This window comes from Nocardia grenadensis (genome assembly GCF_050942415.1).
GTDB classification, from domain to species: Bacteria; Actinomycetota; Actinomycetes; order Mycobacteriales; family Mycobacteriaceae; genus Nocardia; species Nocardia grenadensis.
The window spans coordinates 5,435,491-5,449,740 of record NZ_CP192054.1 but is presented as its reverse complement, the minus strand read 5'-3'; the positions used below and the strand labels follow the sequence as shown (position 1 = coordinate 5,449,740).

The following is a 14,250-nucleotide window of genomic DNA, read 5'->3' as shown; positions in this document are numbered from 1 at the left end:
GGCCGTTTTCGCGTCCGGGCGCCGATCGGATGGGGTTCCGGTGCCGGACCCCGGCGAGAATTCCTCCGTGGTCAGGGCCCGGGCCGTTCGTGGACGGTGAGCAGGAGATGGTCGAAGCGGGTGCGGGTGAGGGTTTCGGCCCCGCCGAACTCGCCCACCGCGGCGACCAATTCGGCGGCCAGATCGCGGAGTTTCGTGTTGGTCTCCTGCGACCGCCAGATCAGCACCCGGAAGGCCTGTTCGGCCGAAATTCCGTAGATCACCATGACGGCGCCCTTGGCCTGCTCGATCAGCTCCCGTGCCGCGACCATCCCGGGTATCGCGGCATCGAGGGCGTCCTGGCGCTCTTCGCCGAGGGTGTCGGTGATATCGATGTAGTAGCCGGTGGTGCCGATCACCGCGCCGGTGTCGTCGAACATCTGATCCCCGACGACCAGTACGTGGTGCACCTGGTCGGCGGTATCGATGAGTCGGTGGCGGCTGCTGAACGGCGCACCCGTGCTCACCACCATCGCCAATGTGTCGGCGACCTCACCGCGGTCCTCGGGATGTTTGTGCGCCAGCAGCAACTCGGTGGTCGGTTCGACCTCGCCGGGGGCGTAGCCGTGGAGGGCCGCGACCTCGTCGGACCACTCCCAGCGCTGTTCGGCCAGCCAGAACCGGAAGCTGCCCGTGCGCCGCGGCACCGGAACCATCGGACCCGGGCCCTGTGAAACACTTTCCTTCCTCACCCGCTCATTCTCCTGTATCCCTGCGCGGGATGAGAACACGATCCACGAGCTGTCCGCCGACAACATCCGCCTGCTGCGGTTTCTGTACAGAACACGAAACCGAGCTGCCGATGGACACTGCGCACCCGCCGGTTCCCGGCGGTGACTCGACCGGAGCCGGCCCGGGACGATCCGCTGGCCGCCGCTGCCGGAGCCGAGGTCGTCACGCCCGTCCGCAACCGGCGCAAGAGCGAAGCGGCGATCGCGCGGATCCGGCGGCGCCATCCCGGAGCGGTCGTATCCCTGCGGGACCTCGTGATCGGCGTACGCCCGCGCGATGCGCCGAACTCAGTGCGGCAGTTCCGCCCTGGCGTACACGAGGGCGTAGACGATCAGTGCGGCGCCGAGCGCGGCGAACAGGACCCGGACGGTGACGGGGCCGAATCGGGCCAGCACACGTACCACCCACCGGTAGATCCGCTGGGCCCGCGGCGTGCGCCGCAAGGCCAGCGCGAGCACCAGCAGGGGTGGAAGCAGGGCCAGCGCGCAGTAGACGAGCACGATGACCGGCCAGCCCGAGGGGGGCGGCCGGTGCGAGGACAGCATCGCCAGCGCGGTCAGATAGGGAATGGCGGTCGGGGCCTGGGCGAAACCGATCGCCATTCCGGCCAGCGCGAGCATTGCCGGACGCCGGCGCAGCGTGACCGTCCACGCCGGTGGGTCGGCTGTGCCGGTGGTGCGCACACAGGCCAGGGCGAGCAGCACAGTGCCGGCGGCGAGTTCACCCCAGAAGCGCAGGGTGGGGGGTGAGCCGGAAGTCGAGGAGTTCGGTGAGCCAGTTCAGTCCCAGGACCGTGGCCAGACCGAAGGTGGTGGTGAGAACGAACACACCGCCGAGGAAGGCCAGTCCACCCGGTAGTGGGGAGCGCCGGGCGAGCCGGCTGTCGATGATGACGGCGGTGGTTACTCCGATCAGCAACACGTCGAGAGAGTCCAGGAACGCCAGCCCCGCCATCGCCAGCAGAAGAGTGGTCATATCCCGACCGAACATACGGCACCACATCGGAGGCGCGGAGTCCCGAGATCGCGCGGGTACGGCGGTCAGGGCCGACGTTGGTTCCGGAACCCACTCAGGATTCGCCGGGCGTGAGGTCGGTGCAGGTGGCGGCGTCCGGTAACTCCCGGGCGAGGAAAACCGTCTGGGCCATCATCTTGTAGCCGGCCATCCCTTCGCGCAGGATCTCGATCGATTCCTCCGGGTGCACCGAATTCATCCACCGTCCACGCGGATGTCCGGCGCCGGTCGTTCTCACGCGGCCGGGGCAACCCCAACCCGTTCGCACAGATCCTTCACGTCTGCGCGCATACCCGACGGTGGGTTCGCCATCAGCGTGTGCAGCATCTGCCGGGCATAACCGTTGTACCGGATGGTTTCCGGTGCAGTGCGTGCCGATTTCGGTGTGGCGACCCTGAGCCGTAAGACGAGGAACCGGGCTCCTCCGGCCCTAGGCTTCTTGTATCCCGCACCCGACAGGCAGGAGACCGAGGTGGCCCCGACGAAGCCGACCGAGACGACCGTGGCCGAGGTGCTGGCCGAGCTGGCCGACCTCGCGGACCCGAAGATCCGCGCGGTGAACGAGAAGCACGGCGACGATCACGACGTGAACCTCACCCGGTTGCGTGCGGTCGCGAAACGGCTGAAAACCCAGCAGGACCTCGCGCGCGAACTGTGGGAGTCCGGTGACACCTCGGCGCGTCTGCTGGCGCTGCTGATCTGCCGCCCGAAAGCCTTCGCACGCGACGAGTTGGACGCCATGCTGCGGGACGCGCGGGCCCCCAAAGTGCACGACTGGCTCGTGAACTATGTGGTGAAGAAGAACCCGCACGCCGAAGAACTCCGCGTGACCTGGTTCGACGATCCCGACCCCGAGGTGGCCGGTGCCGGATGGGAATTGACCGCCGACCGAGTGGTCAAGAAGCCCGCCGGTCTCGACCTGCCCGGACTGCTCGACATCATCGAAGCGAGGATGAAAGACGCTCCGGAGCCTCTGCAATGGGCGATGAACACCTGCCTGGCCCGGATCGGGATCGAGCACTCCGAATACCGCGCCCGGGCGATCGAGATCGGTGAGCGGCTGAAGGTGCTCGAGGACTACCCGACGGCCCCGGGCTGCACCTCCCCGTTCGCACCCGTTTGGATCACCGAGATGGTTCGACGGCGGGGCGAGAAGTAGTGCGCGCGACCGAGTTCCTCGTCCCCGCCGAACGCCTGGCCGCGTACCTGGTGTGACGGGCCGGCCCCTGGCCGGCGGGCCCGGTGGCTCACCAGATGTGGGGATTGCGTGCCGGATCGAGTGGATACAGTTCTTCCGCGCCACGTACACGCGCCGACGCGCCGGCCTATACCCCACTGGGAAATGGGATTCGCCGACCTACCCGGTGCGGAGTTCGGCTATTGCTCTCTGGAACGCATACGAAGGACGGACTGTGACAACACGAACTTTCTCGACCGTGCTCGGCCTCGCCGCCGTGTTCCTGGCTGCCGGCGGGGCCCCCGCTGTATCTGCTGATCCGGGCGATCCGGGCGATGCACTGTGCAAGATCACCTATCCGACTCCGGACGATTTCGGTGTCACGGCCTCCAGCGCGACCTTCGCCGCGGCGGCCGGACCGGGCACGGTCGACCTCACCATGCTCACCGATGCCCAATCCGACGTGGACTACGAGCAGAAGTTCTGGGTGATCTGGGCCAACCTCGACACCGGCCGAAGCGGGCATGGTGAGGTGATCGCCCGGGTCCAAGGTCCCGACAATGTGCTGTCGATCCCCGGTGTGCAGACCGAGCCCGGACGTATCGCCTTTACTCTTCATGCCAGCAATCACGGATCGGATCAGAACTACACCAACGGTGATTGCAGCGCCGAGTACACCGTGAGCTAGACAGTATGAGAGTGGCAGATTCCGGGGATCGCCGCACAGCGGCGATCCCCGGTTGCCGGCACTTGCGAGACGGAGCCTGGACCGTACGATTCCGCGCCCTCGCCCCGGAAGCAATCAGCTCAGGCGTTCGATGATCATCGCCATGCCCTGGCCGCCGCCGACACACATGGTCTCCAGACCGAATTGCTTGTCGTGGGTCTGGAGGTTGTTGATGAGGGTGGCGGTGATGCGGGCCCCGGTCATACCGAACGGGTGGCCCAGCGCGATGGCGCCGCCGGAGACGTTCAGTTTGTCCAGGTCCATACCCAGTTCCCGGGCCGACCCGAGGACCTGCACCGCGAACGCCTCGTTGATCTCGTAGAGATCGATATCGCCGATGGTCTTGTCGGCCAGCTTCAGCGCCTTGCGTACCGCTTCGATCGGGCCCAGGCCCATGATCTCGGGGGAGAGGCCGGAGACACCGGTGGACACGATCCGGGCCAGCGGGGTCAGGCCCAGTTCCTTTGCCTTGGTGTCGCTCATGACGACCAGGGCAGCGGCGCCGTCGTTGAGCGGGCAGGCATTACCTGCGGTGACCGTGCCGTCCGGGCGGAAGACCGGCTTGAGCTGAGAGATCTTCTCGTAGGTGGTGCCGGCGCGGGGGCCGTCGTCGGTGGAGACGACGGTGCCGTCGGGCAGGGTCACCGGGGTGATCTCGCGTTCGAAGAAACCGGACTCGATGGCCTCTTCGGCCCGGTTCTGCGACCGCACGCCCCAGTGGTCCTGGTCTTCCCGGGAGATCCCGGTGAACGAGGCGACGTTCTCCGCGGTCTGGCCCATGGCGATGTAGATATCGGGGATATTGTCGTCCTCGCGCGGGTCACGCCAGCTCACTCCGCCCTGCGCGGCGGTGGCGGTGCGTTCCTCGGCGGTGCCGAACTGCGGGTTATGGGTGTCGGGCCAGCCGTCGGCGGTGCCCTTCGGGAACCGGGACACGGTTTCCACACCGGCGGAGATGAACGCGTGGCCCTCGCCGGCCTTGATGGCGTGGAACGCCATCCGGGTGGTCTGCAGCGAGGAGGAACAGTAGCGGTTCACCGTGGTACCGGGCATGTAGTCGTAGCCCAGCTGGGTGGCGACGACCTTGGCCATATTGAACCCGGATTCGCCGGCGGGCTGGCCGCAGCCGAGCATCAGATCGTCGATATCGGCAGGCGACAGGGCGGGGACCTTGTCCAGCGCGGCGCGCACCATCTGCGCGGCCAGGTCGTCGGGCCGCATGCTCACCAGCGACCCCTTGTTGGCCCGGCCGATGGGGGATCGAGCAACGGAAACGATGACGGCCTCTGGCATGAGGACTCCTTTGTCGGGGAGTGTGCACGGCCGGGCCGGACACTACTCGCGGGTACGATCCCCTCGAATCTACGTCGCGCCCGGCTACTAGGAAATATCCGCCGCGGCCGTATCCCGTTCAGCGAGCGCTCTCATCAACTCGGGCAGCTCCGGGCCGCGCCGTCCACCTGCCCGGCCAACCCCTTGGAAGTGGCGCCGGAGATCGCCTTGGTGCTCAACCGGATGCGCTGCCCGGTGGCATCGGCCAGTCCGTGCGCGATGCGGGCCCCGGGCACCTCGGCGGCGCTGTGGCAGCCCAGACCGGCGGCGGTGGAGTCGCCGAAGATCATCAGGTGCAGGTCGGCGTGCTCACCTGCGCGCCAGCGCTCGTACCCCAGCGGTGAGTAGATGCCGTCGGCCTCCGGGGGTTTGGAGGTGTCGCGGCCGATCATGCCGCGTGCCGTGCCCGCCTGGGTGGTGAGCAGCCGGTAGGCCGCCCAGGACGCGGTACCCGCCCCGGAGCCGACCAGAACCGTGGCGGCGCCGGCCACCGCGGCCGTCCGCCATGCGACCCGAGTTTCGCTCATATGCCGGGATTTTACGAGCGGGAATGATCTCGTGCGACCGTGCGCACCGGGACCGGTCGCGCGCGGTATTCAGGCCGGGACGACGAAACTGCCGTAGGCCGGGATGCTCGCGTGGTTCGTGGTCACCACGACCTCCACCCGGCCGGGGCCGGTGTCCTGGAACAGCGAGTACTGGATGCTGCCGTAGATGCCGGTCACCACATTGTTGACGTAGGTGCCGGTGGCCCCGGTGTCGAGGTTGCGCCAGGTCACCGTGGTCAGTACCTCACACAGTGGCGCCAGCGGGTACGCGCCCGGCCCGATGCCGGCGACCGGGTTGGCCCGGACGTTCAGTACCGCGCGGCCCGGCCACTGGGGGCTCGTATCGGCCCAGGTGCGGATGCTCGTCCCGCACAGTCCGCCGTAGGTCAGCGTCGGGACGTCGGGAAACGCGATGATGGCGGCACCTGCCGTGGCCCCGGACGCGGCCGCCAGCGCGAAGGCGGACCCGGCCAGGAGCACGGTGGCACGTGCGAGCTTCGGCAGCCTCATAGCTCCCAGATCCTAGAGCCTCGATGGCTACGCCGTCGGATTTACGCGGTGGGTGGCGGACCACACGGAGCCCCCCGGCAACGTCTCTGCAACGATGGGGGTATGCGCATTGCGGATCATGTCGTGGACCTCATCGGCAACACCCCGCTGGTCCGGTTGAACTCGGTGGTGCCCTCGGGTGCCGGGCTGGTGGCCGCCAAGATCGAGTACCTGAACCCGGGTGGCAGCTCCAAGGACCGGATCGCGGTGAAGATGATCGAGGCTGCGGAGAAGTCCGGGCAGCTGCGTCCCGGCGGGACCATCGTCGAACCGACTTCGGGCAATACCGGCGTCGGCCTGGCGCTGGTGGCCCAGCAGCGCGGCTACCACTGTGTCTTCGTCTGCCCGGACAAGGTCAGCGAGGACAAGCGCAATGTGCTGCGTGCCTACGGTGCCGAAGTGGTGGTCTGCCCGACCGCCGTGCCGCCGGAGCACCCCGACAGCTACTACAGCGTCTCCGACCGCCTGGTCGAGGAGATCGAGGGCGCCTGGAAACCGAACCAGTACTCCAATCCCGGCGGCCCGGACAGCCATTACGAGACCACCGGGCCGGAGATCTGGCGCGATACCGAGGGCACGGTCACCCATTTCGTCGCCGGTGTCGGCACCGGCGGCACCATCACCGGTGTCGGCCGCTACCTCAAGGAAGTATCGGGCGGCAAGGTGAAGGTCATCGGCGCCGATCCGGAGGGGTCGGTGTATTCCGGCGGTACCGGGCGTCCGTATCTGGTCGAAGGGGTCGGCGAGGATTTCTGGCCCTCGGCCTACGACCCGGCGATCCCGGACGAGATCATCGCCGTCTCCGACGCGGATTCCTTCGATATGACCCGGCGCCTGGCCCGGGAGGAGGGGCTGCTGGTCGGTGGTTCGTGCGGGATGGCCGTGGTGGCGGCGCTCGAGGTGGCCCGGCGCGACCCGGACGCAGTCGTGGTGGTGCTGCTCCCGGACGGCGGGCGCGGCTACCTTTCCAAGATCTTCAACGACCGTTGGATGAGCTCCTACGGGTTCCTGCGCACCCCGCTCGACGGGTCGACCGCGGAAACGCTGGTCGGCGATGTGCTGCGCGGTAAGTCCGGCGAACTGCCGGATCTGGTGCACACCCATCCCTCGGAAACCCTGCGCGACGCCATCGAGATCCTGCGGGAGTACGGCGTGTCGCAGATGCCGGTCGTCGGCGCGGAACCGCCGGTGATGGCCGGCGAGGTGGCCGGCAGCGTGTCCGAACGGGATCTGCTCTCGGCGGTGTTCACCGGTCGTGCGAACCTCACCGATTCGGTGGCCCAGCACATGAGTCCGTCGTTCCCGTTGATCGGGTCGGGTGAGCCGATCTCCGCGGCCACCAAGGCGCTCTCGGATACCGATGCGCTGATGGTGGTCGAGGACGGCAAACCGGTCGGCGTGATCACCCGCCACGATCTACTCGGCTTCGTCAGCACCGATCGTGTGGTGCATTAGCGATCGCGTGACGCGCTGGCAATCGCGTGACGCGTTGGCAATTATTCCGCAATCACAGGTTCAACCTGCTCTACCGGGGTATAACGTGGCGTAGTGCCGTTCGTGGCAAACGCCGCGTCCGATCGGAGAGCGAAGGGAAGGGCTTGTGCAAACCTCAAGTTTGGCAATCGATTTCCAGCAGGGTTTCTCTGACGCGTGGAGTTCGATCGCGACATTCGTACCCAAGCTCATCGGCTTCCTGGTCATCCTGGTCGTCGGCTGGATCATCGCCAAGGTGGTCGAGAAGATCGTCGACAAAGTGCTCGAGCGGGTCGGTTTCGATCGGCTCGTCGAGCGGGGCGGAATCCAGCGGATGCTGGCGCGGAGTAAGTACGACGCCTCGGATCTCCTCGGGAGGCTGGCCTTCTACGCGATTCTGCTGATCGCCCTGCAGATGGGTTTCGGGGTCTTCGGACCCAACCCGGTCAGCAACCTGATCAACGGGATCGTCGCCTGGCTGCCCCGCGCGGCGGTGGCCATTCTGATCGTGGTGGTCGCGGGCGCCATCGCGCACGCGGTGAGCGATCTGGTGCGCAACGCGCTGGGCGGGTTGAGTTACGGGCCGATGATCGGCCGGATCGCGGCGGTGTTCGTCTGGGGTATCGGTATCGTCGCCGCCCTGAACCAGATCGGGGTGGCCACCACGGTCACCACACCGGTGCTGATCGCGGTTCTCGCCACCCTGGGCGGCATCCTCGTCGTCGGTGTCGGCGGTGGTCTGGTGCGGCCGATGCAGCAGCGCTGGGAGGGCTGGCTGAGCGGGCTCGAAGAGGAGATGCCGTCCGTGCGCGGTCACGCCGAGGCCTATCAGCGTGGCCGGGAGGACGCCTCGCGGGAGCGGGAGCGGATGGGTGCCCAGCAGGCGGGTCGCGGAACCACGACCGCCGGACGCGACCCGGAGCGGTGGGACGAACCGCAGCCCGCGCACGGTGGCGGTGTCCGGCAGGAACCGGACGAGCCCGGCTACGGGCAGCGGATGTCCGGCGGCGAGTACCGGCAGTACGGCAATCCCTACCGCGGCGGCCAGGCACCTTACGGCGGCGGCCAAGGGGCTTACGGAGGCGGCGGTCAGCAGCCCTATGGCGGGTACGACGAGGGGGGTCGGTCGCCCTACGGCGGTGGCGAACCGCGCCACCTGCGCTGAGCGCCGCTTTTCCGGCTCTCTTCCGCCGTGCACCGGAGCTCCGGTGCACGGCGGAAGCCGTTCATCCGGCCGAGTGTCCGGCCTGCAGGCAGGCTCCGGCCAGCCGCAGGTGCACCCATTCGGCGGTAGCCCAGTCGGCGGGTTCGGTGAGCGGCGTGGTCCGGTCCTCCAGCAGTCCGCGCATGTAGCCGACCACCAGGACGATCGGGGAGACCTGCCCGGCCGTATCGATCCCGAGGTCCAGAATGTCGCGGACGGCGGCGGCGTGCTGATCCAGTTGCGCGGACAGTCCCGGTAGCGCGGCGGCCGCCGCGAAAGCCGGCGCCCCGTGGGTCCGGTGGACACCCTCCAGATAGCGGCGGGCGGAGATCTCGAACACACGGGGACCCAGGGCGAACATAACCCGATGGTAACAACTCGCCGTCATTTATCGAATTGTGATATATCGCGCATTTATGCAGGTGGTAGCCCTGCTGCGACTCGGTCTCGGCGCCGAACCGGTCGTCCGGCCGGTTCGGTGTCGATCGCGGAATATGGCTGCGCGCGAAATGGCACGTGGTACCCGACCACTCGTGAGGTCAGCGGAAAGCCGATGCGTCGGTGAGCGCCTTGCCGAGCACCAGCTGGTGGACCTCCGCGGTGCCCTCGTAGGTGAGGACCGATTCGAGGTTGTTCGCGTGCCGCAACACCGGATAGTCCAGGGTGATGCCGTTGGCGCCCAAGATGGTGCGGCACTCACGGGCGATCGCGAGCGCCTCGCGGGTGCTGTTCAATTTGCCCGCGCTCACCTGCTCCGGGGTCAGTTCGCCGCGATCTTTCAGCCGGCCCAGGTGCAGTGCCAGTAGCTGGCCCTTGCCCAATTCCAGTGCCATATCCGCCAATTTCGCCTGAGTGAGTTGATAGGCGGCCAGCTGTTTCGCGAAAACCTCCCGGGTGCGCGAATATTCGACGGTCGCATTCAAACAGTCGCGCGCGGCACCCAGTGCGCCGAAGATGATGCCGAATCGTGCCTCACCGAGGCAGGACAGCGGGCCCGACAGGCCGGACGCGCCCGGCAGTATCGCATCGGCCGGCAGCCGCACCTCGTCGAAATCGAGTTCGGCCGTGACCGAGGCACGTAGGGAGAGCTTCCCCCGCATTTCCCGGGCCGTGAACCCGGGCGTACCCGCGGGCACCAGGAATCCGTGCACGACATTCTTCCCACCCGTGTCGACCTGAGCCCACACCACGGCGATATCGGCCACCGACCCGTTGGTGATCCACATCTTCGATCCGTCGAGCACCCAGTCGCCGCCGTCGCGGCGGGCCCGCGTGCGCATTCCGCCCGGGTCGGAGCCGAAATCCGGTTCGGTGAGACCGAAGCAGCCGATCGTGTGTCCGGCCGCCATATCCGGTAGCCACTGCTGCTTCTGCTCCTCGGAACCGTATTTGTGCAGGGCCGTCATCGCCAGCGATCCCTGGACCGACACCAGCGACCGGAGTCCGGAGTCGGCGGCCTCCAATTCCTGGCAGGCCAGCCCGTACGCGGTGGCCGGCAGGCCGGCACAGCCGTAACCCTCCAGATGCATCCCGAGTACGCCCAGTTTCCCGAGTTCCGGCGCGATATCGCGCACCGGGAATTCCCCGGCCTCGAACCACTTCGCGATATGCGGCCGGATATGCCGATCGGTGAAGGCCGCGACGGTATCCCGGATCTCCCGTTCCTCCCCGGTCAGCAGTGAATCTGTGGCGAACAGTTCGGCGACGGTCAGCATGGTCTCAGGGTAATCGTCGGCGACCGGCGCGCGGACGTCTCGGACCAGGCGCGAGCCTGCTCACAGGAAGGCCGCCCGGCGTGCGGTCACGGCGCGTCCGACCTCTAGGGTGGGGGTATGAGCGAACTGGGATTCACCACCAGGGCTGTGCACGCCGGTTACGATCCCGACCCCCGGACCGGTGCGGTCAATGTGCCCATCTATGCCAGTTCCACCTTCGCCCAGGACGGGGTGGGTGGACTGCGGGACGGCTATGAATACGCCCGCACCGGCAACCCCACCCGGACGGTGCTGGAGGCCAATCTGGCGTCCCTCGAAGTCGGCCGCTACGGCCGGGCATTCGCCTCGGGGATGGCCGCCACCGACTGTGCGCTGCGCGCGATGTTGCGGCCGGGCGACCATATCGTCATTCCCGACGACGCCTACGGCGGCACCTTCCGGCTGATCGACAAGGTGTTCACCGAATGGGGCATCGAGCATTCCCCGGCCGCGGTCACCGATATCGACGCGATGCGCGCCGCGATTCGCCCGAACACGAAACTCATCTGGGTGGAATCGCCCACCAACCCGCTGCTCAATATCGGCGATATCCCGGCGCTGGCCGATATCGCGCATACCTCGGGCGCCAAACTGGTCGTCGACAACACCTTCGCCACTCCGTACCTACAGCAGCCGCTGCTGCTCGGTGCCGATGTCGTGGTGCATTCGACGACGAAGTACCTCGGCGGGCACTCCGATGTCATCGGTGGCGCGCTCATCACCGACGACGCCCAGCTCGACTCGGCCTTCGCCTTCCTGCAGAACGGCGCCGGCGCGGTACCCGGCCCCTTCGACGCCTACCTCACGATGCGCGGCACCAAAACGCTCGCCCTGCGGATGGACCGGCACTGCGACAACGCCGAGACCCTGGCCGAGTTCCTGTCCCGGAATCCCGCGATCAGCCATGTGATCTACCCGGGGCTGCCCGAACACCCCGGCCACGCCGTCGCCGACAAGCAGATGCGGCGGTTCGGCGGAATGATCTCGGTGCGGCTGGCCGGTGGCCCCGACGCCGCCCGCGATCTGTGCTCGCGGACGAAAGTGTTCACACTCGCCGAATCACTGGGCGGAATCGAGTCGCTGATCGAACATCCCGCGGCCATGACCCATGCCTCTACAGCAGGGTCGCTTTTGGAAGTGCCCGGTGATCTGGTAAGGCTGTCAGTGGGCATCGAGGACATCAGCGATCTGCTGGCCGACCTCGAGCAAGCCCTGAGCTGACCCCGCCGGGGCACCACCGAGAATTCGGGAGACAGGCAGGACATGAACGAGCGGCCGTATCCGGGAAAACGGATGCGGCCGCTCGCGTCGTCATACGGTCCGGTATCGGCGGAGTGCGCCGCGACCGGACCGGTGGTCTCAGCTGTGGTAGGGCTCGGCGCTGACCAGCGTCACCTTCATGAGGTTGCCGTTGGGCAGGGTGTATTCGCGGGTCTCGCCGACCTTCGCGTCGATCAGCGCCCCGCCGAGCGGGGAACTGGGCGAGTAGGTCTCCAGGTCGGGGTTGCCCAGGCCCTCTTCGCGGGTCGCGATGAGGAAGGTCTCGGTATCGGACTCGTCACCGTCGTAGTAGACCTTCACCACGGACCCGGGCAGCGCGACACCGGACTTGGTGGGCGCCACGCCGACCTTGGCATTGTTCAGCAGTTCCTGCAGCTGCCGGATCCGAGCCTCCTGCTGGCCCTGTTCCTCGCGCGCCGCGTGGTAGCCGCCGTTCTCCTTGAGGTCGCCTTCTTCGCGGCGCTCGTTGATCTCGGCGGCGATGACCGGACGATTGGCGATGAGCGCGTCGAGTTCGCTCTTGAGCCTGTCGTGCGACTCCGGGGTCAGCCAGGTCACTTGGGTCTCAGTCATCTCGATCACTCCCTAGTAGTTGTCCCCGGCAGGCCGGGATTCCTGATCACTGCGGCACGGCCCACCCGCAGGCAGACATGCTTCAGCAGACGGCTATCGCGATCTGCGGGAAGTTCGAAGAACCCCGACAGTCCGACCTCCGGGACCCTCCCCGGTATCGACCGCGCTGGCCGCCAATGCAGCAAACACGGCTCCGTGCCCCGGAACCGTGTGTGAGGCCATTTTAGCATGAGTCACAAAGATGCAGGTCGGACGACTTTTTACCAGCGGGTCATCTTTGCTCGGCCTACCTACGGCACCCAGGCGATACCCACGTGCGCCGGTTTCTAACCCGCACTCACTCGGTTCTCAAGTAGCCCGGCACCTTGTCGGTGCAGGTGTAGATCGCCGCGGACGCCGGCCGTTCGGACGCCTCCACCACCGTGGACACCCGCACCGTCTTATCGCCCGCCGTCGGCTGGACCAGCACCTCGCGCCGGCCCACCTCGGTGAGGTCGCGGGACATGGCCCGCACCAGGCATACCACCGGTTTCGACGGATCGTCCCGGGTGAGCCGGATCTGCACCTGAACCGACGAATCGTCGAGCACGGTGTAGCCGAGTTCCTCGGATTCGATGTCCTTCGGGCCGAATTTCGTCCACCCCAGATAGGCGACCCCGATTCCGGCGAGCAGCATCACGGCCGTGAGCACCACGCCGATCAGGCGGCGCTTCGGCCGCGCGGTGCGCCGGCCGTACCGGTCGGCATTGCGGTCCCGCGCGGAATCGGCGGCATCCGGCGAAGCCGCCGCGGCCGCGGCGGGGGAGTCCGGGCGGCCGGGTTCCGGCGTGGGATCGGTCATGATTTCGTGCTCCCGGGGGGTAGGTCGGAACAGAATCGGTCCAGATGGAACTATAGGTAACGAAGTCCGAACACCCGCGACCGAGAGCGACGGTGAACGAGAAGTGAGTGGCCTTCGCCTCATGGCGGTGCACGCCCACCCCGACGACGAATCCAGCAAAGGCGGTGCGACCACCGCACGCTACGCCGACGAGGGACATGATGTCCTCGTCGTGACCCTGACCGGCGGGGAACGCGGCAGCATCCTCAATCCGGCCATGGACACACCCGGGGTGCTGGAGCGAATGGACGAGATCCGGCGCGAGGAGATGGCGGCCGCGGCCGCCGCACTGGGTGTCCGGCAGACCTGGCTCGGTTTCATCGACTCGGGGCTGCCCGAGGGCGACCCGCTGCCGCCCGTGCCGGAGGGTTCCTTCGCGCTGGTCCCGCTCGAAGAGGCCACCGAGGCGTTGGTCCGGGTGGTCCGCGAGTTCAAACCGCACGTCATGACCACTTACGACGAGATGGGTGGCTACCCGCACCCGGACCATATCCGATGCCACGAGGTATCGGTCGCCGCGTTCGAGGCCGCCGGTGATCCGGAGCGGTTCCCCGACGCGGGCGAACCGTGGACCCCGCTGAAGCTGTACTACGACCACGGATTCACGATCCGGCGAATGGAAGTGTTCGCCGAGGAATACGAGAAGCTGGGCGAACCGTTCCCGCTGCAGGAATGGCTGGACCGGTCCCGCAAATACGCGGTGGAACGCGGCGACATCATGGCCCGGGTCACCACCCAGGTCGAATGCGGTAAGTACTTCCCGCGCCGCGACGACGCGTTGCGCGCCCACGCCACCCAGGTCGATCCGAACGGCGCGTTCTTCGCCATTCCGCTGGAGATGCAGCAGCGGCTGTGGCCGACCGAGGAGTTCGAACTGGCGCGTACCCGGGTCAGCACCGATATCCCGGAGACCGACCTGTTCGCCGGAATCACCGCCGAGTACCGCTGATGTGGGCCGCGGCTTTCC

14 protein-coding genes and 2 pseudogenes are annotated in these 14,250 nt (G+C 67.4%); 6 read left to right on the top strand and 10 right to left on the bottom strand.

All coding sequences use genetic code 11. The annotated features are described in order from the left end of the window. Positions 1-71: 71 nt before the first annotated feature. The 3 genes and pseudogenes from ACQPYS_RS25035 to ACQPYS_RS25025 all read right to left on the bottom strand — a co-directional run bounded on the left by ACQPYS_RS25035 (position 72) and on the right by ACQPYS_RS25025 (position 1,984). Positions 72-695: a PAS and ANTAR domain-containing protein gene (locus ACQPYS_RS25035; RefSeq protein WP_433493125.1), complete on the bottom strand. Its 624-nt coding sequence runs from the start codon at positions 693-695 to the stop codon at positions 72-74. A gap of 363 nt (positions 696-1,058) precedes the next feature. Beyond that, positions 1,059-1,746, bottom strand: a pseudogene (locus ACQPYS_RS25030) (GAP family protein). A gap of 94 nt (positions 1,747-1,840) precedes the next feature. Continuing rightward, positions 1,841-1,984, bottom strand: a complete 144-nt coding sequence (locus tag ACQPYS_RS25025; protein ID WP_433490979.1) for a hypothetical protein — start codon at positions 1,982-1,984, stop codon at positions 1,841-1,843. Between the two features lie 273 nt (positions 1,985-2,257). Between ACQPYS_RS25025 and ACQPYS_RS25020 the strand changes: the two genes are divergently transcribed. Together ACQPYS_RS25020 and ACQPYS_RS25015 are read left to right on the top strand one after the other, a co-directional pair. Then, a complete protein-coding gene (locus ACQPYS_RS25020) occupies positions 2,258-2,944 on the top strand; it encodes a DNA alkylation repair protein (RefSeq protein ID WP_433490978.1) in 687 nt (228 codons plus the stop codon). Between the two features lie 253 nt (positions 2,945-3,197). Next, positions 3,198-3,650, top strand: a complete 453-nt coding sequence (locus ACQPYS_RS25015) for a hypothetical protein (protein WP_431940166.1) — start codon at positions 3,198-3,200, stop codon at positions 3,648-3,650. A 114-nt stretch (positions 3,651-3,764) separates the two neighbouring features. Here the strand turns inward: ACQPYS_RS25015 and ACQPYS_RS25010 are convergent, their stop codons facing one another. The 3 genes and pseudogenes from ACQPYS_RS25010 to ACQPYS_RS25000 all read right to left on the bottom strand — a co-directional run bounded on the left by ACQPYS_RS25010 (position 3,765) and on the right by ACQPYS_RS25000 (position 6,079). Further along, positions 3,765-4,982 (bottom strand): acetyl-CoA C-acetyltransferase, encoded by a 1,218-nt coding sequence (locus tag ACQPYS_RS25010; RefSeq protein WP_433490977.1) that lies wholly within the window; start codon positions 4,980-4,982, stop codon positions 3,765-3,767. Positions 4,983-5,143: 161 nt separating this feature from the next. Further along, positions 5,144-5,548 (bottom strand): annotated as a pseudogene (locus ACQPYS_RS25005) (SGNH/GDSL hydrolase family protein); the annotation flags it as partial. Positions 5,549-5,617: 69 nt separating this feature from the next. Then, on the bottom strand, positions 5,618-6,079 hold the full coding sequence (locus tag ACQPYS_RS25000; protein ID WP_063037220.1) for a hypothetical protein: 462 nt from the start codon (positions 6,077-6,079) through the stop codon (positions 5,618-5,620). A 102-nt stretch (positions 6,080-6,181) separates the two neighbouring features. Here ACQPYS_RS25000 and ACQPYS_RS24995 point away from each other — a divergent pair, with 102 nt between their 5' ends. Together ACQPYS_RS24995 and ACQPYS_RS24990 are read left to right on the top strand one after the other, a co-directional pair. Next, positions 6,182-7,573 carry a cystathionine beta-synthase gene (locus tag ACQPYS_RS24995; protein WP_063037222.1) on the top strand — a complete coding sequence of 464 codons (1,392 nt, stop codon included), beginning with the start codon at positions 6,182-6,184 and terminating at the stop codon, positions 7,571-7,573. Positions 7,574-7,733: 160 nt separating this feature from the next. Beyond that, positions 7,734-8,756, top strand: a complete 1,023-nt coding sequence (locus ACQPYS_RS24990; protein WP_433490976.1) for a mechanosensitive ion channel family protein — start codon at positions 7,734-7,736, stop codon at positions 8,754-8,756. A gap of 61 nt (positions 8,757-8,817) precedes the next feature. Here the strand turns inward: ACQPYS_RS24990 and ACQPYS_RS24985 are convergent, their stop codons facing one another. Both ACQPYS_RS24985 and ACQPYS_RS24980 read right to left on the bottom strand, forming a co-directional pair. Next, complete coding sequence (locus ACQPYS_RS24985; RefSeq protein ID WP_433490975.1) at positions 8,818-9,156, bottom strand: DUF6401 family natural product biosynthesis protein; 339 nt, start codon at positions 9,154-9,156, stop codon at positions 8,818-8,820. Positions 9,157-9,334: 178 nt separating this feature from the next. After that, positions 9,335-10,510: an acyl-CoA dehydrogenase family protein gene (locus ACQPYS_RS24980; protein ID WP_433490974.1), complete on the bottom strand. Its 1,176-nt coding sequence runs from the start codon at positions 10,508-10,510 to the stop codon at positions 9,335-9,337. Positions 10,511-10,627: 117 nt separating this feature from the next. Here ACQPYS_RS24980 and ACQPYS_RS24975 point away from each other — a divergent pair, with 117 nt between their 5' ends. Beyond that, positions 10,628-11,770 (top strand): cystathionine gamma-synthase, encoded by a 1,143-nt coding sequence (locus ACQPYS_RS24975; RefSeq protein WP_364601879.1) that lies wholly within the window; start codon positions 10,628-10,630, stop codon positions 11,768-11,770. 138 nt (positions 11,771-11,908) lie between these two features. Here the strand turns inward: ACQPYS_RS24975 and greA are convergent, their stop codons facing one another. Then, positions 11,909-12,403 carry a transcription elongation factor GreA gene (gene greA, locus ACQPYS_RS24970; protein WP_039826568.1) on the bottom strand — a complete coding sequence of 165 codons (495 nt, stop codon included), beginning with the start codon at positions 12,401-12,403 and terminating at the stop codon, positions 11,909-11,911. Positions 12,404-12,740: 337 nt separating this feature from the next. Then, positions 12,741-13,244 carry a DUF4307 domain-containing protein gene (locus ACQPYS_RS24965; protein WP_063037233.1) on the bottom strand — a complete coding sequence of 168 codons (504 nt, stop codon included), beginning with the start codon at positions 13,242-13,244 and terminating at the stop codon, positions 12,741-12,743. 121 nt (positions 13,245-13,365) lie between these two features. Here ACQPYS_RS24965 and mca point away from each other — a divergent pair, with 121 nt between their 5' ends. Next, entirely contained in the window at positions 13,366-14,232 is an 867-nt protein-coding gene (gene mca / locus ACQPYS_RS24960; RefSeq protein ID WP_431940198.1) for a mycothiol conjugate amidase Mca, read from the top strand. Positions 14,233-14,250: the final 18 nt, after the last annotated feature.